The organism is Brevundimonas sp. NPDC055812, from assembly GCF_053616535.1.
Window position 1 is genome coordinate 397189 of record NZ_JBSHDX010000001.1, and the last position, 19491, is coordinate 416679.

A 19491-nucleotide genomic window follows, 5' to 3' on the forward strand; every position below is an offset into this window, starting at 1 on the left:
ATGCGACCGGGGGCTTTTTCGTGGGGCCGCAGAGGACGTGTTCACAAGCGCGTGGCGGCGATCTCCTCGGCGAGCGCCTGAATCCTCGGGAACTTGTCGTCGATTTCCGAACGCGAGAAATAGGGCTGACTTCGCAAACGATTATAGTCGCTCAGAAAAGCCTCGGCCGTGTTCAGACAGGCCCCCATCCGCGCGAACGCCTCAGCCGCCGCATCAGAGCCCGTGTCCGCCACAAGGTGGGGCTGCAGCATGCTGCGATAGGGTTCGACCTCCCATGCCACGGAATCCGGCGGCCAGGTCGTCGTCTTATGGACGGCGGAACGCAATTTGACGCCCAGATGCGCCACGCCCTCGGCGCAGGCCTTGAGCGCATAGGTTGACTGACGGCGCGCCTTACGCGCCGACGCCCGATCGGCCAATGTGGGCGCCAGCCAGACCCCCGCCGCCGCGACGCCGACCCCCAGCACCGTGCCGAGCGCGGACACCCAGGCCGCCGCCGTCGGCGTTCCCAGATCCAGACGCTCCCACAGGGGGCCGCTCCAGAATAGCGCCAGCCCCACGATCAGGAGGACGGCGTAGGCCGTCACCAGCACAACGTCGCCTAGCGGACGCCGCATGACACCCTCCCGTATGGCGATGAACAAGGCGGCATGGCTAGACCTTGCAAAAAGGGCGGTCCGACCAAGATCGAACCGCCCCAGAAGGATCAGAGCGCCGGCTGGCCGGCGCGAGATCAGTAGCGGACGCGCAGGGTCATGCCGTAGGTGCGCGGCTGGCCCATGAAGGCGTTGTAGGTCTGGGTGTCCAGCGCCGGGTTGTAGAAGGTGCCGTTCGGCTGGACCGTGGTCTGGAAGGCCGAGCCCTGCAGAGGGGCGTTGATCGCCACCTGCATGTATTCCTCGTCCGTCAGATTCTGGCCCCAGATGTCCAGCGCCCAGGTCTCGTCCTCGGCGCCCAGGGTGATGCGGCCGTTCACCAGGGTCATGGCGTCCTGCATCTTGTAGGGCAGCAGGTCGGAGCCGGTGTTGAACTCGGTCGAGTATTTGGCCGACAGGTTCAGGCCCAGCTTCAGCCCCGCGCCGATCGAGCGGTCGAAGGCCATGGAGGCCGTCGCCGACCATTCCGGCGCGAACGAGGCGCGGGCGCCCGGCAGCAGGGACAGCTGCGGGAAGTTGCCGGGGTTGGTCAGGTCGGCGGCGGTGAAGTCGCCGTACTTGGTGTCGGCGTAGGTCACGCCGCCCGAGAAGGACAGCCCCTCGACCGGGGTGAACCAGACGAAGTCGGCGTCGACGCCTTCCGAGGTCAGCTCAGGGATGGATTCGACCACGAAGGCCGTGCCCAGGAAGGTGTTGAGCTGGAAGTCCTCGAACTTCTGATTGAAGTAGGTGATGTTGAACAACACCGAGCGATTGAAGAGCGTATTCTTCAGCCCGATTTCGTAGCTGTCCACGGTCTCCGAGGGGAACAGCAGGGAGCTGTTCGGCGTCACGCCGGTCTGCACCCGGTCCATGTTGTAGCCGAACGACTTGTAGCCGCGCGCATAGGAGGCGTAGGCCATCACGCTGTCATTGAAGCGATAGCTGCCCTTGATGGTGCCGCTCAGCTCTCCGTCGTCGTGGTTCTCGGAGATGCTGCGATTGTCATACAGCGGGTTCGCCCACGGCAGACAGATGGTGCCGACCAGGGTCGAGGCCAGGGCCTGGATTTCCGCCGGCGTCAGCAAGGGGTTGGCCAGGCCGATGGCCCCGCCGATGGCCCCGGCGTTGCCCAAGGCGCCGCCGCAGGCCGCGCCGTTCGTGCCCCGATTGTCCTGAAGGCCCAGCAGACGCTTGTCATCCAAGGTGTAGCGCAGGCCCAGGGTGACGTCGAACTGGTCGGTGACGCGCCAGGTGTTGTTGGTGAAGACGGCGAAGGACTGGGTCTTCTGGCTGTAATGGTCCTGCACGCCATGGCCGAGACCGAAGCCCGGCCCGGTAGGCGTCGTCGCCCCCGTCAGACAGCCGACGATGCCCATCGGCGTCGCCCCCGCCCCGGTCACGCAGTTCACCGCCGTGGGGTTGGTCAGGCCCAGACGCGAACCCAGCAGCAGCGACATATAGGGGGTGTAGCCGGCGCCGTACCAGTAGCTGTCGGCGCGGGCGATGTTCTCCTGGGTCGCGAAGACGCCGACCAGCCAGTCGAGGCGATCGGTGGCGCCCGCCAGGCGGAACTCCTGGGTCAGGTTCTCAAGCTCGAAGCCGTAGCCGCCGTCGTCCTGGCGATAGAGCAGGTCGGCGGTGGTGTAGTCGAGGTCCATGCCGTTGACGCCCGACCAGTTCCGCCACGAGGTCAGCGAGGTGAAGGTGGCGTTCCACGACGGAATGTCGATGTTGGCCTCGGCCGAAAAGCCCATGTCTTCCATGGTCTGGCCCGTGCCGCGGTTGGCGTAGGCCGTGCGCGAGAAGGGCAGAGCGCCGAAGCCCGGCGCCGGGGCCGCCTGCTGGCCGCCGATGGCGGTGATGATGCCGTAGGTCGGGCCGGTGCGGACCTGGGTCGAGACGCAGCAGTATTCGTCGCGCTTGGAGTAGTCGGCGATCAGGCGGATCGAGACGTCGTCCGAGGGCAGGATCAGCAACTGGCCGCGGGCGGTCCAGAAGTCCTGGTTCTGATCGTCGGTCTCCTGGCGCGGGCCGGGGCCGGTGACGACGTCGTAGAAGCCGTCGCGCTGACGCTTGGCCATGTAGAGGCGGCCGGCGACCTTGTCCGTGATCGGGCCGGTGATCGACCCGGCCAGACCCCAGGCGTTGAAGTTGCCGTAGGTGGCCTCGGCGCTGAAGCCCGGCGTGAAGGACGGGGCCTCGGTGATGATGTTGATGACGCCGGCCGAGGTGTTCTTGCCGAACAGGGTGCCCTGCGGCCCCTTCAGCACCTCGATGCGGCTCAGTTCGCCCAGGTCGCCGAAGCCGACGCCGTTGCGGGAACGATAGACGCCGTCGATGACCACGCCGACCGAGCTTTCCAGACCGGGGTTGTCGCCGACGGTGCCGACGCCGCGGATGCGGGCGGTGGTGGCGGTTTCCGACTGGGTCGAGGTGACGGTCATGCCCGGCGTCAGGATCTGCAGATCCTTGATGTCGCGGACCCCGGCGCCGTCCAGCGCCTCCTGCGACAGGGTCGTGACCACGATCGGCACGTCCTGCAGGCTCTGTTCACGCTTCTGGGCGGTGACGATGATGTCGTCGACCGTGGTGGGCCCCTCCTGGGCGGCGGCGGCCCCGGCGAAGCCGAAGGCCGCGACGCCGACGACGGCGACCGAAGCGGTGCAGCGAAGGATGTGGTTCAAACGCATAAGGCGGCTCCCCGACTCTATGGGCCCGGCCGCGTTTCGCGGCCGTGCGCGATTCCTGTCCCTGATGACTCGCGCTCATTGAACGACGCGAGTTCTCACTCAAAAGGGGTAGTCCATGGTCGAGTCACCGACAAGGAAAGGCCGCCTGGAGAACGATAATTTCACCCAAGCCCGCCCCACCTGTGGCGATAAAGAGACAAATATACTGACGTTAGGTCAATGTTATCAGCGATCACTCAGCCGAAGCGACTGATTTTTCATCGCGTCTTTTCTTTCGACCGGCCTCGGCCAGGGCGAGAATCATCGCCGCTGTCAGGGCCGACAGCACCGAACCGCCGATGACGCCCAGCTTGACCTCGATCTGTTCCGGCGAGTCCACGGCGCCGGGGAAGGCCAGGACGCCGATGAACAGGCTCATGGTGAAGCCGATGCCGCAAAGCAGGCTGACGCCGTAGAGCTGCATCCAGCCCGCGCCCGAGGGCTTGTCGCCCAGACCCAGCTTCACCGCCAGCCAGGCCACGCCGAAGACGCCCGCCTGCTTGCCGAGGAAGAGGCCCAGGGCGATGGCGATAACGAGGGGAGCGAAGGCCTGCTCCAGCGACAGGCCGGCGAAGGAGACCCCCGCCTTGGCGAAGGCGAACAGGGGCAGGACCAGATAGGCCACATAGGGGTGCAGGTCGTGCATGGCGTCCTTGAGCGGGCTCTGCGACGTCTCGCGGCGGGGATCGACCGGCACGATCAGGGCGAAGGCCACGGCGGTCAGGGAGGTCGACAGGCCCGACTGCACCGTCAGATACCAGACAGCGGCGAAGCCCAGCACCCAGAAGGCGGCGGCCATGCGACGGCGGCCCAGAACGGCGAAGACGGCGATGACGCCCAGCGCCGCCAGGAGCGGAATCCACTGCACCCCCTGGCTGAACAGGATGGCGATGAGCGCGATGGCGCCCAGGTCGTCGACGATGGCCAGCGTCAGCAGGAAGACGCGCAGGGAGGACGGCAGACTGCGCCCCACCACGGCGAAGACGGCCAGGGCGAAAGCGATGTCGGTGGCCAGGGGAATGGGCCACCCCTGGTGCGGGCCGCCCAGCGCCCCGGCGATCGCCAGATAGACCAGACCCGGAACCGCCATGCCGCCGAGCGCGGCCAGGATGGGCAGGGCCAGCTTCTTGGGATTACTGAGCTCGCCCTTGAGTATCTCGTATTTGATCTCCAGGCCGACGACGAGGAAGAAGACGGCCATCAGGCCTTCCTTGATCCAGTCGGAGATCGTCTCCTCCAGCCGCAGCGGGCCGATCTGAACGGCGTGGACGCTCTTGAGCCACGCGAAATAGTCGGCCGACCAGGGCGAGTTGGCGACGATCAGGGCGGCGACGGCGGCGAGGCCGAGGACGGCGCCGGAACCGGCCTCGGTCTTGAGGAAGGCGAGGGTGAATTTTCTGGCCACGAAGGTCTCCGAAACACTGAGAGGGTCTGTCGTGGCGTCAGGTTATCGACGGACGCCGGACCGGATTCGCGCGCAGGGCGGCGCCGGCCTGGCCTCGGGATCGGATCGCACGAGGCCTGATGTCTGCGGGTGAAAATACGGATCGGCCGCGAAGGTTCAACCCCGATCCGCCCCTTCCGCGCCGCAGTTGCGAAATGCGCGGCGAAGGGGCATCTGCCGCCCATGCCCGTCTCCCCCGCCTATCGCCCCGAACCCCGCTTCTTCGACCTGGGCGCCGACTACGGCGACGCCGTACAGCCCGCGGACTTTCCGCAGACTATCTTGCGCCTGCGCAACAACCGGGCGGCGGCCGAGGTCGGGCTGGAGACGCTGAGCGACGCCGAATGGATCGCCCACTTCGGCCGGTTCGAGCCCCTGCCCGGCCAGCCCGGCCCCGTGGCCATGCGCTACCACGGCCACCAGTTCCGCGTTTACAATCCCGAGATCGGCGACGGGCGCGGCTTTCTGGCGGCGCAGATGCGGGAAGTCCCTCAAGCCGATAAGGACACCGGCCTCCCTCAAGCAGCGAGCGATAGTGCTCTTCCAGGTCGCCTTCTCGACCTGGGAACAAAGGGCTCGGGCCAGACCCCCTGGTCGCGCCATGCGGACGGGCGGCTGACGCTGAAGGGCGGGGTGCGCGAGGCGCTGGCGGCGGCCATGCTGGACAGTCTGGGCGTGCCCACCTGCCGCATCCTGTCGCTGATCGAGACGGGCGAAGACCTTGAGCGGCACGACGAGCCGTCGCCCACGCGGTCGGCGGTCATGGTGCGGCTGTCGCACAGCCACATCCGGTTCGGGACCTTCCAGCGCGCCGCCTACTACGGGCGCAAGGACCAGATCGACGTGCTGATGGAGCACGCGCGCAGCCTGTATCATCCGACGGTCGCGCCGGGCGACGCGGCGGGCTTCCTGGCCGCCGTGGTCGAGGCCTCGGCCCGGCTGACCGCGAAGTGGATCGCGGCGGGCTTCGTCCACGGGGTGCTGAACTCAGACAATCTGAACGTCACGGGCGAGAGTTTCGACTACGGCCCCTGGCGCTTCCTGCCCCACTATGAGCCGGGCTTCACCGCCGCCTATTTCGACCAGAACGGCCTCTACGCCTTCGCGCGCCAGCCCGAGGCGGTGTTCTGGAACCTGACGCAACTGGCAGGCTGTCTGAAGCTGATCGCCGAGCCGGAGCCGCTGGCTGCGGCGCTGAATGCGTTCGGCCCGGCCTATATCCGCCATCTGCGAGCGGCCTTCCTGAACCGGCTGGGCGTGCAGAGCCTGGGCGAGGCGGCGGACCAGCGGCTGCTGGACGCCACGCTGGCGCTGGCGCGCGAGAAGAAGGAGGCCCTGCGCTGGGAGCCGCTCTTCTTCGACTGGTTCGGCGGGTTCAGCTCGGCGGCGCGGGCGCTGGGCGGTCCGCGCGGCAAGACCTATCAGGGCGAGGCCTTCGACGCCTTCCGCTTCGCCCTGATGGAGCATGAGCCGGACCGGCCCGACCGGCTGGAGCATCCGATGTTCGCCGCCCCCGAGCCCGAAGAGATGCTGATCGACGAGGTCGAGGCCCTGTGGAGCGCCATCGACACGGCCGACGACTGGGCGCCGCTGAAGGCCAAACTGACCCGGCTGGAGGCCGCGAAGGCCGCCTGGGACTTGTGAGTCTCCCGCTCATCCCCGCGGAGGCGGGGACCCAGTGAGAACGCCGCGCGCGCCCGACGACCGTACCCCGAGCCCACGCTCAGACCTCGCGCCTCGGGGCCAAAGACCTGGGTCCCCGCCTCCGCGGGGATGAGCGGATATTGCGAGGAGCCGCGCCAAGTCATCAATTGATGTCATCGGTCGTTGACTCGAAATCCGCCCGGGCGTAGAGGCGGATGATCCCGGCTGGGTTACGAGGAATTGTGGTTTCGGCCCTGCTGTCGCCACGTCCCTTCCCGACCGTGATCACAGATTGTTTCCGCCGCTTGCAAACGGGATCACAGGAACTGATCTTGTGACTGTTGCGAATTAACGGTTACGGCCATGACGACGACCACCTTGACCCCTCACCAGGCGCGCGCCCGCGCCGACTATCTGAACATCACGCTTTGGACCTTCCAGGGCTGGATCGCCATGTTCTTCATCGCCGCCGGCTACGCCAAGCTGACCGAGTCGATGGAGAATCTGATCGTCCTGATGCAGTGGCCCGCCATGACCGGCGAGGCCTTCGTGCGCGGCCTGGGCGTCGCCGAGATCGTGCTGGCCGTCATGGTTCTGACGCCGCTGGTCTCGTGGCGGTTCGGCCGCCCCCTGCTGCTGACGGCGGCGGCGGGTCTGCTGGCCCTGGAGACGATCGCCCTGGGCGTCCACGCCTTCGGCCTGGATCTGGGGTTGAGCCTGACCAACGTCTTTCTGATCGCCATCACGGCGCCGGTGCTGTGGCTGCGTCGCCGATGAGCGGCGCGTCTTCCTGACCCGATTTGCAGGCTCGCTTCTCCCCCTCCCCCTGAGGGCCTGCGAATACGAAGGCCGCGACCCGTCCCCGGTCGCGGCCTTTTCTTTTGAGCCGTTCACAACTTCGTAGCCCGGCGCGCGAAAAGCTTCCCTTTACGTCCGCGTCAAGTTATGAAGACGTCATGCCGATTGCTGACGACCACCGCACCTATTCGATCCGGCAGCTGTGCCGGGAGTTCGGCGCCACGGCGCGGGCCCTGCGCTTCTATGAGGACAAGGGCCTGCTGACGCCGTCGCGCAAAGGGCAGACGCGGGTCTACGGCCCGCGCGACCGCGCCCGGCTGAAGCTGATCATGCGCGGACGGCGCATCGGCTTCACCCTAGTCGAGATCCAGGAGATGCTGGATCTGTATGACCAGAAGGACCACAACGTCCATCAGATGGCCATCGCCCTGCCGCGCCACCGCGCCCGCATCCAGGCGCTGAAACAGCAGCTCGAGGACATCGAAGGCGCGATCGAGACAGCCGAGGCCGCCTGCGCCTGGATGGAGTCCAAGCTGTCGGAACACCGTCCCGATCTTCTGCCGGGCGCCGAGGCCTACGCCAGCCTGCTGAGCGAACGCCTCAACGACCCCGACGACCACTTCCAGACCTTCAAAGCGAGAGCGTGATCCCATGGCCTACAAGGCGCCTGTCCGCGACCTGTCCTTCGTCCTGCACGACGTGCTGCAGGTCGAGAATTTCGGCAATCTGCTGCCCGACGCCGACCTGTCGCGCGACCTGATCGACCAGATCGTCGAGGAAGGCGGCAAGTTCGCCGAAGAGGTCATCGCCCCGATCAACCGCACCGGCGATCAGGAAGGCTGTCACATCGAGGGCGACGTGGTGACGACGCCCAAGGGCTGGAAGGAAGCCTATCACCAGATGATCGAGGCGGGCTGGCCCTCGCTGGGCTTCAGCACCGAGTTCGGCGGACAGGGGATGCCTTCGGTGGTGTCGAGCGCTGTGGGCCAATTCACCGCCGGCGCCAGCGCCGCCTTCTCCATGTATCCGGGCCTGACCAGCGGCGCCTTCCACGGCATCGAGGCCAGCGCCTCGGACGAGATCAAGCAGAAGTACCTGCCGAAGATGGCGTCGGGCGAATGGACCGGCACCATGAACCTGACCGAGCCGCAGTGCGGCACCGACCTGGGCATGGTCCGCACCAAGGCTGTGCCCAACGGCGACGGCTCCTATTCGATCACCGGCCAGAAGATCTGGATCTCGGCGGGCGAGCACGACTTCGCCGACAACATCATCCACACGGTGCTGGCCCGCGTCGAAGGCGCGGTTGCGGGCATCAAGGGCCTGTCCCTGTTCGTCGTGCCGAAGTTCCTGGTGAACGAGGACGGTTCGCTGGGCGAGCGCAACGGCGTGGCCTGCGCGGGCCTTGAGCACAAGATGGGCATCCACGGCAACGCCACCGCCGTCATGGCCTATGAGAACGCCAAGGGCTGGCTGATCGGCGAAGAAGGCCGCGGCATGAACAACATGTTCGTGGTCATGAACGAGGCCCGTCTGGGCACCGGCCTGCAGGGCCTGGCCATCGGCGACGCCGCCTATCAGGCCGCCGTCGAGTTCGCCAACGACCGCCTGCAGGGCCGCAGCCTGACCGGACCGAAGAACCCGGACGGCCCGGCCGACCCGATCATGGTCCACCCGGACGTGCGCCGGATGCTGCTGGAATCGAAGGCCTATGTCGAAGGCGGCCGCGCCTTCATCCTGTGGACCGCGCTGCAGGCCGATCTGCAGAAGGCCGCCGACGAAGCCGTCGCCACCAAGGCCAAGGACTACATGGGCCTGATCACGCCGGTGCTGAAGGCCTATCTGACCGACAAGGGCTTCCACGTCGCCTCGCTGGCGATGCAGGTCCACGGCGGTTCGGGCTACACCGAACACTTCCCCGCTTCGCAGTATCTGCGCGATGCGCGGATCACCATGATCTATGAAGGCACCAACGGCATTCAGGCGCTGGATCTGGTCGGCCGCAAGCTGCCCGCCAACGGCGGCCGCGCGATCATGAGCTGGTTCGCCGACATCGACGCCTTCGTCAGCGAGAACGGCGAGGATGAGGCCATCAAGCCCTTCGTCGACGGCCTGGCCGACGCCAAGAAGAAGCTGCAGGAGGCCACCATGTGGCTGATGCAGAACGGCATGGCCAACCCGGACAACGCCGCCGCGGCCTCGACCGACTATCTGCACATCTTCGGCCTGACCGCCTACGCCTTCCTGTGGGCCCAGATGGCCAAGGCGGCACAAGGCCGCATCGCGGGCGGAGACGCCGATCCCTACTACGCCAACAAGCTGATGACCGGCCGCTACTTCGTCGAGCGCATCCTGCCCGACGCCGGGGCGCACCTGAAGAAGCTGAAGTCCGGCGCCGAAGTGCTGATGCAGATGCCCGCCGAGGCGTTCTGATCCGCTTCTGATCCAGGGGCCTCTCTCGCCACGGCGGGAGAGGCCTTTTCTTTATTGCAGAAGGGCGGCGCAGACCGCCCGCGTCAGCAGGAAACACCCCATGAACGTCCTTGGCAGCCCCGAACCCGACTTCATGCAGGAAGAGGAGATCGTCCTCTTCTCCGACTCCGTCGCCAAATGGATCGACGAGCACGCCCCGCAGGAGAAGTTCCAGCAGTGGATCGCCGCCTCCTCGGTGCCGCGCGGGCTGTGGAACGCGGCGGGAGATGCGGGCCTGCTGGGCCTGTCGCTGCCGGAAGAGGACGGCGGCTTCGGCGGCGATTACCGGCACGAAGTCGTGCTGATGCGCCAGCTGGGCTGGAAGGGCGCGGACCACTTCGGCATCTCGCTGCACAACGCCATCGTCATGCCCTACATCTGGCACTACGGCACGGCCGAGCAGAAGGCGCGCTGGCTGCCGCGCCTGCAGTCGGGCGAACTGGTCGGCGCCATCGCCATGACCGAGCCGGGCGCAGGGTCCGACCTGCAAGGGGTCAAGACCACCGCCGTGAAGCAGGGCGACCACTATGTCCTGAACGGCTCCAAGACCTTCATCACCAACGGTCAACTGGCCAACTTCATCATCGTCGTCGCCAAGACCGACCCGGCCGAAGGCGCCAAGGGCACCAGCCTGATCTGCCTTGAGACGGACGGGGCCGAAGGGTTCGAGCGCGGCCGCAATCTGCACAAGATCGGCATGGAGGCGAACGACACCTCCGAGCTGTTCTTCAACGACGTGAAGGTTCCGCTGGAGAACGCCATCGGCGGGACCGAGGGCATGGGCTTCGTCCAACTGATGCAGCAACTGCCGCAGGAGCGTCTGAACATCGCCGTTCAGGGCGTGGCCGCCGCCGAGCGCGGGCTGGAAGCGACCCTGGCCTACGTCAAGGAACGCAAGGCGTTCGGCAAGCGGGTCATCGACTTCCAGAACACCCAGTTCAAACTGGCCGAGATCAAGACCAAGCTGACCGTGGCCAAGGTCTTCGTCGACCACTGCATCGGTCTGCATCTGAAGGGTCAGCTGGACGCCGCCACGGCCTCAATGGCCAAATACTGGGTCACGGACATCCAGGGCGAGACCATCGACGAGATGCTCCAGCTCTTCGGCGGCTACGGCTACATGACCGAATATCCTATCGCCCAGCTGTACAAGGACGCCCGCGTCCAGCGCATCTACGGCGGCACGAACGAGATCATGAAGCTCTTGATCGCGCGGACGCTCTAACTCGAACAAGCTGAGCTATACTGCCCGCTCATCCCCGCGAAAGCGGGGACCCAGAGCTTTTGTGGGGCAGGCTGTGGCCTTCTACACCTACATCGTCGCCAACAAACGAAACGGCACGCTCTACACGGGCTCGACCGACTCGATCATCGATCGCACGTCCCAGCACCGCGAAAAGGTGTTCAGAGGGTTTTCCGCAAAGTATGGGTGCGCTTGTCTGGTCTGGTACGAGCTTCACCCGACCCGGCACGACGCCTTCATTCGCGAACGCCAGATCAAGAAATGGAACCGCGTCTGGAAGCTGGAACTGATCGAGCAGTCCAATCCAGGCTGGCGCGATCTGTTTGACGATCTGTTCTGAAGCTCTCACTGGGTCCCCGCTTCCGCGGGGATGAGCGGGTAAGATGATACGCTTGCATATTCAGGGCGACCTCGCCCCCGGCGGCGCCGTGGCGCCCACGCTCGACCAGTCGCGCTATCTGACGCAGGTGATGCGGTTGAAGGCGGGCGACGAGCTTTTGGTCTTCAACGGCCGCGACGGCGAATGGCGCGTCAGCGTCGCCGAGGTGCTGAAGAAGGGCGTGATCCTGCGCGCCGAGGAGCAGACGCGGCCGCAGGCCTACGGCCCCGATCTGGAGCTGATCGTCGCCGTGGTGAAGAAGGCCCGCGTCGAGACCATCGTCGAGAAGGCCGCCGAACTGGGCGCCAAGCGGGTGCGGCTGGTCCTGACTCACCGCACCAACGCCGACCGCCTGCGTCTCGATCGGCTGGACGCCATCGCCGAGGAGGCGGCCGAGCAGACCGGCCGCCTGGACGTGCCGGCGGTGGATGATCCGGTGAAGCTGGACGCCCTGCTGGACGGCTGGGAGGACGGGCGTCGGCTGATGTTCTGCGACGAGACGGGCGGCGCGCCCGCCGTATCGGCGTTGACCGCCGCAGGCGACGGCAGGTGGGCCATACTGATCGGGCCGGAGGGCGGGTTCTCGCCCGAGGAGGGCGAGCGGCTGCGGTCCCTGCCCTTCACCACCGCCGTCTCGCTGGGGCCGCGCATCCTGCGGGCCGACACCGCCGCCATCGCCGCCATGACGCTGTGGCAGGCGGCGGTCGGCGACTGGGAACGCTAGAAGATTCCGCCCAGCCCCTTGAGCCCGGCCGCCGGCTGGCCCATCTAGCCGCGACAGCAGAGGTTACAGATGTCCGACACGGCGCCCCTTTCCAGAGACCAGCTGATCCACGCCATGTCGAAGGGCGAGAAACCCCGCGACCAGTGGCGTATCGGCGCAGAGCACGAGAAGTTCGGCTTCGACAAGTCGACCTTGCGCCGCCCGGCCTATGACGGTCCCGGCGGCATCAAGGCCATGCTGGACGGGCTGACGCGCTTCGGCTGGACGCCGGTGGAGGAAGCGGGCCACGTCATCGCCCTGGAGCGCAGGAACGCCGAGGGCTTCAACGCCTCGATCAGTCTGGAGCCGGGCGGACAGTTCGAACTGTCGGGCGCTCCGCTGAAGGACATTCACGACATCTGCAACGAGACCGGCCAGCACCTGATGGAGGTCAAGCAGGTCGCGGACCAGCTGAACCTGGGCTTCCTGGGCCTGGGCTTCGACCCGATGTGGCGGCGTGAGGACATCCCCGTCATGCCCAAGGGCCGCTATGACGTCATGCGCGCCTATATGCCCAAGAAGGGCAGGCTGGGCCTGGACATGATGCTGCGCACCTGCACCATCCAGGCGAACCTCGACTTCGACAGCGAAGCCGACATGGTGATGAAATTCCGCACGTCGCTGGCGCTGCAGCCCATCGCCACCGCCCTGTTCGCCAACAGCCCCTTCACCGAAGGCAAACCGAACGGCTTCCTGTCGGCGCGCGCCAACGTCTGGACCGACACCGACCCGGACCGCACCGGGATGCTGGACTTCGTCTTCGAGGACGGCTTCGGCTATGAGCGCTACGCCGACTATGCGCTGGACGCGCCGATGTATTTCGCCAAGCGCGGCGAGACCTATGTCGACCTGTCGGGCCAGTCGTTCCGCGCCTTCATGGACGGAAGGCTGGACGCCCTGCCGGGCGACCGGGCGACGGCGCAGGACTGGGCCGACCACCTGACCACCCTGTTTCCCGAAGTGCGTCTGAAACAGTATCTGGAGATGCGCGGCGCCGACGGCGGGCCGTGGAGCCGCATCTGCGCCCTGCCCGCCCTGTGGGCCGGAATCCTGTACGACGCCCCGTCGCTCGCGGCGGCGTGGGACCTGTGCAAGGACTGGGACATCGCCGACCACGAGCGCCTGCGCCGCGACGTGACGCGGCTGGGCCTGAAGGCCGAGGTCAACGGCCGCAGCGTGCGCGACATCGCCGTCGACATGGTCAACATCGCCAAGCAGGGTCTGAAGAACCGCGCCCGCTTCTCGGGCGGCATGGTGGACGAGCGCGGCTACATCACCGAACTGGAAGACATCGCCGACAGCGGCGTGACCTCGGCCGACCGCCTGCTGGAGCTGTACAACGGCGAATGGGGCGGCGACATCAGCCGCGTCTATCGCGATTGCGCCTACTGAAGCTCTCCTGAGACGCGAGCCGCAAGGCGCCCTTAACCGGCAGGCGCTAGGATAGGGTCCAGCCTGCCTTCAGGACCGCGCCTCAGGACCGCCCATGCCCTTCACTCCGGCCGCCGCCCCTTCATCGACGGGACAGCCGCAGCCGCCTCCTGACGCCGTGGTCGATCTGGCGACCTTCTTCGACGTCTCCCTGGACCTGCTGGTGATCCGCGACCTGGAAGGGCGGATCGTGCGGGTCAGCGCCTCCTGGGCCTCGACCTTGGGCTATCAGCCCCAGGAGCTGGTCGGCCTGGCCATACTGACCCTGGTCCACCCGGACGATCTGCCCGGCACCCTGGACAGCGTGACCGAGGTCGAGACGCGCCGCCCCGGCGATCCGGTGCTGGGCCACGTCAACCGCTATCGCCACAAGGACGGCGGCTACGTCACCCTGGAATGGCGAGCGCAGAAGTTCGGCGACCGCATCTACGCCGTGGCCCGCGACGTGACGGCCAAGGCGGCGGCGGAGCGCGCCCTGATCGAGGCCAAGGCGGCGGCCGAGGCCGCCAGCCGCGCCAAGTCCGATTTCCTGGCCAATATGAGCCATGAGATCCGCACGCCGCTGAACGGGGTCATCGGCGTCATCGACGCCCTGGCGCGCACGCCGTTGTCGCCGCAGCAGGCCGAAATGGTCGAACTGGTCCGCAGTTCCGGCGTGACCCTGGAGCGGCTGGTTACGGACATCCTGGACGTGTCGCGCGTCGAATCCGGGCGAATGACGCTGGAGGTCCGTCCCTTCGACCTGGACGACGCCCTGATCCCGACCATCGCCCCCCTGCGCCGCCTGGCCGAGGAGAAGGGCCTGATCTTCCGCATCGAGCGCGCCGAGAGCGCGTGCGGCGTCTTCAACGGCGACGTGGTGCGGATCCGCCAGATCCTGGGCAATCTGCTGTCCAACGCCGTCAAATTCACCGCACAGGGCCAGGTTTCAGCCCATATCGACCTGCTGGACAGGGGCGACGACGCCGCCCTGCTGACGCTGGAGGTGCGCGACACCGGCATCGGCTTCGGCCCCGACCATGCGGCGCAGCTGTTCCAGCGGTTCAGCCAGGCCGACGCCTCCATCACCCGGCGGTTCGGCGGCGCCGGGCTGGGCCTGTCCATCTGCCACGCCCTGACGGAGATGATGGGCGGACGCATCGAGGCCGAGTCGGCCCTGGGCGAAGGCAGCCGTTTCCGGGTCGAACTGCCGCTGACGCGCATCCCCGTCCCCGCGCCGTTCGAGACGGCCGGCGGCGAAGAGGCGGCGTCAGACCTATCGCCTTCCCGCGCCCGCCCCCGCGTCCTGCTGGCCGAGGATCACCCGATCAACCAGCGGGTGGTGCAGCTGATCCTGGGCGACAGCGTCGAGCTGACCCTGGTCGAAAACGGAGAGCAGGCGGTGGCCGTCTTCGCCGCTGAGAGGTTCGACCTGGTGCTGATGGACATGCAGATGCCGGCGATGGACGGGCTGAGCGCCACGCGCGCCCTGCGCGAGATCGAGGCCGCCGATCCGGCGCGTCCGCGCGCGCCGGTCATCATGCTGAGCGCCAATGCCATGGCCGAGCATCAGGAACAGGCCGCCCAGGCTGGCGCCGACCTTCACCTGGCCAAGCCGGTCACGGCCGAGGCCCTGACCGGCGCCGTCCGCAAGGCCCTGACCCTGGGCGGCCGCACGGCCTAGAGCGAAATCGGTTCACATGCGATCGCATGTGAACCTAGATATTCGCTCAAGTGAATGGTCTAGCCCAGCCAGCCGGCGATCATGGCCCGCAGCGGGTTGGCCGGATCGGACAGCAGCCGCGCCGTCATGGCCAGGGAGATGACCACCAGCAGGGGCCGGATCAGCCGCGGCCCGAAGCGCATGGCCGCGTGGGAGCCCAGGCGGCCGCCGATGAACTGGCCCACCGCCATGATCCCGGCCAGCACCCAGACAATGTGGCCGCCGACCGCCAGGACGACGATGCCGACGACATTGCTCATCAGGTTCAGCGCCTTGGTGTGCGCCGTCGCCCGCGTCAGCCCCATGCCCAGCAGCATGACGAGGCTCAGCGCGAAGAAGGACCCCGTCCCCGGCCCGAAGAAGCCGTCGTAGAAGCCGATCCCGCCCGCCACGACGGCATAGGCCAGAGGCGTCAGCCGGGCGTGGGCGTCCTCGTCGGCCGCCTTGGGGCCGAGCAGGAAATACAGGGCGATGCCGACCAGCAGCACGGGCAGCAGGATCATCAGCCAGCGCGTGTCCACCAGGGTGACGGCGAAGGCCCCCAGCCCCGCCCCGATCGCCGTCAACAGCATCGGCCAGCGGATCAGGCGAAAATCCACCCGCCCCTTGCGCCAGAAATTCCACAGGGCCGAGGCCGTGCCGACGCTGCCCTGAACCTTGTTGGTGGCGATGGCGGCGACCGGGTTCAGCCCCACCGACAGCAGGGCCGGCAAGGAGATCAGCCCCCCGCCCCCGGCGATGGCGTCGATGAAGCCGGCGATCACCGACGCGACGCCCAACAGGGCGATGATCTCAGGCGTCAGTTCAAACACGCGCGCAGCACTCCGGTCAGGCTGGCGCTATAGACCCGCGCGTTGCGGACCGCCACCGCGTCGAGGTGAAGATGGACGCACGAGCTCAAGCCGATGTTTCGCGTTAAGGCGACGGAGACGGCGCCGCATCATCCTCGACTGTGAGCGGCAGTCTATCAATTATGCCAGTTCACAGGGTCCGCGGATGTTCTCAATCGCTTCGCTTATCGAGCTCAGCACCTGAGGGAGCCGTGGCAGATTGCTGGCGTCAAGCTGCACTGAAGACTTATACTGTTCATCCAGCGAGACGATCTGGCACCAGATGAGTGGAATTTCAGGCCCATAGTCCCGGCATTGCGTGAGCTTCCGACCATCTACATAACCATATGGATAGGATTCTGAACTGATCTTCACAGCCCAAAGCGTCGGCGTTCCAATAGTGGGTGGTGTCGGAGTTTTGCGGATTGAGGCGCCCACCGCTGCAGGAGGTCCAACGACCCACGATTCCAAATAGTCTTTGTCGGGATTGGACCAGCCGACAACAGAAACCCAGACCCGTCCGTCCTGCGGGCGCCCATACCAGTCCTCATTGCGACCCGGCACCTCGTAGGGTGAAATTCCTACCGCGTCGCCATCCGCAGCAATGAGAAGAGCGGGATTCAACGGGTCTATCGGATGGAGGGTCGCAGTCGCCCACGGGCGCGACACTCGCTTGCTGTCTAGGCACGTTCCGTCGCGCAACTTGATGGCAGTTGGGCTAAAAGCTTGGGTATTCAACTTTGCCCAAGCCGTGATCTCCGGCCCAATATCATCGGCTGTTCCAGCCGGACGTTCCGAGCACGCCCCTGCCACAAGGAAGAGCGACGCGAATGCACTTTGGGCTAGCCGTGGGAACATGGGCTCACAATGCCCGAGCCAATGTCCGCTAACCACCCTAAGCGGACGCGCAGCCAGCCTTTAATCGCACCGCACGTTGGTAGGCAGCCCCATCGCTTCGATAACGCTCTGCAGCTTTGCACCAAACTCAATCTGTATGTCCCCCACCCCGGTCGGGACCGGCCCGACCATATCAGGCTTCGCCGACACGCCATCACAACAGAAGCAGATGGCGATCTCCCCGACCTGTTGACCGGCCCGGTCGTAATATCGAAGGAAGTGATGGGGAACAAAACACGCCGCCACTGCGTGGGGTGCTCGGTCATAACCGACAACGGTCAGAGCTTCCTCGAACACCTTACGTTGCTGTTCCGATAGCCTGCGTCCAGCTGGTTCGATGAACTCTTTATCAGGATCGTTGAAGTCCCCGACATGGACGAAGAGCCGAGCCGAAGCCGCCTCTGGCGGCGGGACAATGGCGCGGCGCAAGACTTCGCGACGTGGGGCAGTATCTGGGGCTGGCGATTGCGGCGCATACCGCTCCTGCCCTTGTGGAGGCCGCTCGCAGCTTCCCAGTAGCAGCGCCCCCATTATGGCCACCCCGGACCAATGCAGCGTAGGCATTGCGATCCCTGCCGATTTTCGCAGCCTATATTAACTTGCTGGGATGGGAACCTACCGTCCGCTTCCCATAGCGACGGCCGGGGATTTCTGCGATCAAGGCGGCCTGCATTCAGGAGGCGCAGCCATGACAGGGTCCATCCATATCGGCGTCGGCGGCTGGACCTTCGAGCCGTGGCGCGGGGTCTTCTATCCTGAAGGGTTGGTGCAGAAGCGGGAGCTGGAGTTCGCCAGCCGGGCGCTGACCTCCATTGAGATCAACGGCACCTACTATTCGACCTTCAAGCCCGACAGCTGGGCGAAGTGGCGCGACGAGACGCCCGACGGCTTCGTCTTTGCGGTCAAGGCCAGTCGCTACTGCACCAATAGAAAGGTTCTGTCCGACGGCGCCGAGAGTTTCGAGCGGTTCCTGTCGCAGGGGCTGACGGTGCTGGGCGACAAGCTGGGGCCGATCAACTGGCAGTTCATGGGGACGAAGAAGTTCGAGCCCGAGGATTTCGAAGGCTTCCTGAAGCTGTTGCCCAAGGAGAAGGACGGGGTGCGGCTGCGCCACGCGCTGGAAGTGCGCAATCCAACCTTCGCCACCGAACAGTTCTATGATCTGGCGCGCAAATACGGCGCGGCCGTCGTCTATGCGGTCGACGACGAGGAGCCGACCTGGCCCCAGATCGACGAGGCGACGGCGGACTTTACCTATGCGCGGCTGATGTCCAGCCGCGAAGACGAGCCGACGGGCATGACCTCAGGAGAGTTGGACGCCGTGGCGAAACAGGCGCGCGGCTGGGCCGAGCGCGGCGACGTCTTCGCCTACTTCATCTCGGGGGCCAAGATGCGGAACCCGGCGGCGGCCCAGGCGCTGATCGCCAAGCTGAAGGACTGAACCCATGCCCATCGCCACGCGCGCCTTCGCCGCGACCGCCGCCGACCAGCCGCTGAGCCCCTACAGCTTCGAGCGCCGCGATCCCGGCCCGGACGACGTGGCCATCGAGATCAAATACTGCGGCGTCTGCCACTCGGACCTGCATGTGGTGAAGAACGACCTGGGCGGGACGCGCTATCCCATCGTGCCGGGCCATGAGATCGCCGGGGTGGTGACGGCGGTCGGCGCGAACGTCACCCGGTTCAAGGAAGGCGACCGCGTCGGCGTCGGCTGCATGGTCGACAGCTGCCGGACCTGTTCGGCCTGCCGCGAGGGGCTGGAGCAGTATTGCGAGCCGGGCATGACCCAGACCTACGGCTCGCGCGATCCCAAGGGCGCCGGCGTCGGCCAGACCATCACCCAGGGCGGCTATTCCGACCGCATCACGGTGGACCAGGCCTTCGTGCTGAAGATTCCCGACAGCCTGCCGCTGGATGCGGCGGCGCCGCTGCTGTGCGCGGGCGTCACCACCTGGTCGCCGCTGAAGACCTGGGGCGTGGGGCCGGGGTCGAAGGTGGCGGTGATCGGCCTGGGCGGCCTGGGCCATATGGCGGTCAAGCTGGCCGCCGCCCTGGGCGCCGAGGTGACGGTGCTGTCGACCTCGGACCGCAAGAAGGCCGACGCCGAGCGGATGGGCGCCCGGCATTTCCTGATCAACTCGGACGCCGAGGCCATGAAGGCGGCGGCCGAGCAGTTCGACCTGATCATCAACACCGTCTCGGCCACGCATGAGATCGCCAGCCACGTCAATCTGCTGGCGCGCGACGGGACCATGGTCATGCTGGGCCTGACGACCGAGGGGCTGCCGGTCTTCGCCATGCCCCTGCTGTGGCGGCGTCGCCGCATCGCCGGCTCGCTGATTGGCGGCATCCGCGAGACGCAGGAGATGCTCGACTTCTGCGGCGAACACGGGATCGTGTGCGATATTGAGGTGATCGCCCCCGATCAGATCAACGAGGCTTATGAACGGATGGAGCGGTCGGACGTGCGCTACCGCTTCGTCATCGACATGGGCCGCATGACCGCAACGGCGTAACCCCG

17 protein-coding genes are annotated in these 19491 nt (G+C 66.5%); 11 read left to right on the forward strand and 6 right to left on the reverse strand.

The annotated features are described in order from the left end of the window. Positions 1-41: 41 nt before the first annotated feature. The 3 genes from ACWGL1_RS01895 to nhaA all read right to left on the reverse strand — a co-directional run bounded on the left by ACWGL1_RS01895 (position 42) and on the right by nhaA (position 4772). Positions 42-617 carry a hypothetical protein gene (locus ACWGL1_RS01895; RefSeq protein ID WP_338576816.1) on the reverse strand — a complete coding sequence of 192 codons (576 nt, stop codon included), beginning with the start codon at positions 615-617 and terminating at the stop codon, positions 42-44. Between the two features lie 116 nt (positions 618-733). Continuing rightward, positions 734-3328, reverse strand: coding sequence for a TonB-dependent receptor (locus tag ACWGL1_RS01900; protein WP_338576818.1), 2595 nt, complete (start codon positions 3326-3328; stop codon positions 734-736). Positions 3329-3560: 232 nt separating this feature from the next. Beyond that, positions 3561-4772 (reverse strand): Na+/H+ antiporter NhaA, encoded by a 1212-nt coding sequence (gene nhaA, locus ACWGL1_RS01905; RefSeq protein WP_452111029.1) that lies wholly within the window; start codon positions 4770-4772, stop codon positions 3561-3563. 222 nt (positions 4773-4994) lie between these two features. On the opposite strand from nhaA, the gene ACWGL1_RS01910 reads away from it, so the two are divergent. From ACWGL1_RS01910 to ACWGL1_RS01950, 9 genes are all read left to right on the forward strand, one after another. Next, a complete protein-coding gene (locus ACWGL1_RS01910) occupies positions 4995-6455 on the forward strand; it encodes a protein adenylyltransferase SelO family protein (protein WP_452111030.1) in 1461 nt (486 codons plus the stop codon). 363 nt (positions 6456-6818) lie between these two features. Beyond that, positions 6819-7232 carry a DoxX family protein gene (locus ACWGL1_RS01915; protein WP_291777211.1) on the forward strand — a complete coding sequence of 138 codons (414 nt, stop codon included), beginning with the start codon at positions 6819-6821 and terminating at the stop codon, positions 7230-7232. Between the two features lie 179 nt (positions 7233-7411). Beyond that, on the forward strand, positions 7412-7900 hold the full coding sequence (locus ACWGL1_RS01920) for a MerR family transcriptional regulator (protein WP_291777208.1): 489 nt from the start codon (positions 7412-7414) through the stop codon (positions 7898-7900). Positions 7901-7904: 4 nt separating this feature from the next. Continuing rightward, positions 7905-9686 carry an acyl-CoA dehydrogenase C-terminal domain-containing protein gene (locus tag ACWGL1_RS01925; RefSeq protein WP_452111031.1) on the forward strand — a complete coding sequence of 594 codons (1782 nt, stop codon included), beginning with the start codon at positions 7905-7907 and terminating at the stop codon, positions 9684-9686. 100 nt (positions 9687-9786) lie between these two features. Continuing rightward, positions 9787-10950, forward strand: coding sequence for an acyl-CoA dehydrogenase family protein (locus ACWGL1_RS01930; protein ID WP_452111032.1), 1164 nt, complete (start codon positions 9787-9789; stop codon positions 10948-10950). 73 nt (positions 10951-11023) lie between these two features. Then, entirely contained in the window at positions 11024-11308 is a 285-nt protein-coding gene (locus tag ACWGL1_RS01935; protein WP_434735066.1) for a GIY-YIG nuclease family protein, read from the forward strand. A 43-nt stretch (positions 11309-11351) separates the two neighbouring features. After that, on the forward strand, positions 11352-12071 hold the full coding sequence (locus ACWGL1_RS01940; RefSeq protein ID WP_343830486.1) for a 16S rRNA (uracil(1498)-N(3))-methyltransferase: 720 nt from the start codon (positions 11352-11354) through the stop codon (positions 12069-12071). Positions 12072-12140: 69 nt separating this feature from the next. After that, positions 12141-13502, forward strand: coding sequence for a glutamate--cysteine ligase (locus tag ACWGL1_RS01945; protein WP_452111033.1), 1362 nt, complete (start codon positions 12141-12143; stop codon positions 13500-13502). A 94-nt stretch (positions 13503-13596) separates the two neighbouring features. Beyond that, complete coding sequence (locus ACWGL1_RS01950) at positions 13597-15204, forward strand: ATP-binding protein (protein WP_452111034.1); 1608 nt, start codon at positions 13597-13599, stop codon at positions 15202-15204. A 59-nt stretch (positions 15205-15263) separates the two neighbouring features. Here the strand turns inward: ACWGL1_RS01950 and ACWGL1_RS01955 are convergent, their stop codons facing one another. From ACWGL1_RS01955 to ACWGL1_RS01965, 3 genes are all read right to left on the reverse strand, one after another. Further along, positions 15264-16055, reverse strand: coding sequence for a TSUP family transporter (locus tag ACWGL1_RS01955; protein WP_291777195.1), 792 nt, complete (start codon positions 16053-16055; stop codon positions 15264-15266). A gap of 159 nt (positions 16056-16214) precedes the next feature. Beyond that, positions 16215-16697: a hypothetical protein gene (locus ACWGL1_RS01960; RefSeq protein WP_452111035.1), complete on the reverse strand. Its 483-nt coding sequence runs from the start codon at positions 16695-16697 to the stop codon at positions 16215-16217. Positions 16698-16991: 294 nt separating this feature from the next. Beyond that, entirely contained in the window at positions 16992-17399 is a 408-nt protein-coding gene (locus ACWGL1_RS01965) for a hypothetical protein (RefSeq protein ID WP_452111036.1), read from the reverse strand. A gap of 259 nt (positions 17400-17658) precedes the next feature. On the opposite strand from ACWGL1_RS01965, the gene ACWGL1_RS01970 reads away from it, so the two are divergent. Then, positions 17659-18411, forward strand: coding sequence for a DUF72 domain-containing protein (locus ACWGL1_RS01970; protein WP_452111037.1), 753 nt, complete (start codon positions 17659-17661; stop codon positions 18409-18411). Positions 18412-18415: 4 nt separating this feature from the next. Further along, a complete protein-coding gene (locus ACWGL1_RS01975) occupies positions 18416-19486 on the forward strand; it encodes an NAD(P)-dependent alcohol dehydrogenase (protein WP_338576843.1) in 1071 nt (356 codons plus the stop codon). Positions 19487-19491 lie beyond the last annotated feature (5 nt).

Bases quoted from the DNA above. Each gene is read 5' to 3' on its own strand.
- ACWGL1_RS01920 (WP_291777208.1), top strand. From the start codon at position 7,412: ATGCCGATTGCTGACGACCACCGCACCTATTCGATCCGGCAGCTGTGC.
- ACWGL1_RS01970 (WP_452111037.1), top strand. From the start codon at position 17,659: ATGACAGGGTCCATCCATATCGGCGTCGGCGGCTGGACCTTCGAGCCG.
- ACWGL1_RS01895 (WP_338576816.1), bottom strand. From the start codon at position 617: ATGCGGCGTCCGCTAGGCGACGTTGTGCTGGTGACGGCCTACGCCGTC.
- ACWGL1_RS01940 (WP_343830486.1), top strand. From the start codon at position 11,352: ATGATACGCTTGCATATTCAGGGCGACCTCGCCCCCGGCGGCGCCGTG.
- ACWGL1_RS01945 (WP_452111033.1), top strand. From the start codon at position 12,141: ATGTCCGACACGGCGCCCCTTTCCAGAGACCAGCTGATCCACGCCATG.
- ACWGL1_RS01975 (WP_338576843.1), top strand. From the start codon at position 18,416: ATGCCCATCGCCACGCGCGCCTTCGCCGCGACCGCCGCCGACCAGCCG.
- ACWGL1_RS01915 (WP_291777211.1), top strand. From the start codon at position 6,819: ATGACGACGACCACCTTGACCCCTCACCAGGCGCGCGCCCGCGCCGAC.
- ACWGL1_RS01925 (WP_452111031.1), top strand. From the start codon at position 7,905: ATGGCCTACAAGGCGCCTGTCCGCGACCTGTCCTTCGTCCTGCACGAC.
- ACWGL1_RS01900 (WP_338576818.1), bottom strand. From the start codon at position 3,328: ATGCGTTTGAACCACATCCTTCGCTGCACCGCTTCGGTCGCCGTCGTC.
- ACWGL1_RS01950 (WP_452111034.1), top strand. From the start codon at position 13,597: ATGCCCTTCACTCCGGCCGCCGCCCCTTCATCGACGGGACAGCCGCAG.
- ACWGL1_RS01930 (WP_452111032.1), top strand. From the start codon at position 9,787: ATGAACGTCCTTGGCAGCCCCGAACCCGACTTCATGCAGGAAGAGGAG.
- ACWGL1_RS01910 (WP_452111030.1), top strand. From the start codon at position 4,995: ATGCCCGTCTCCCCCGCCTATCGCCCCGAACCCCGCTTCTTCGACCTG.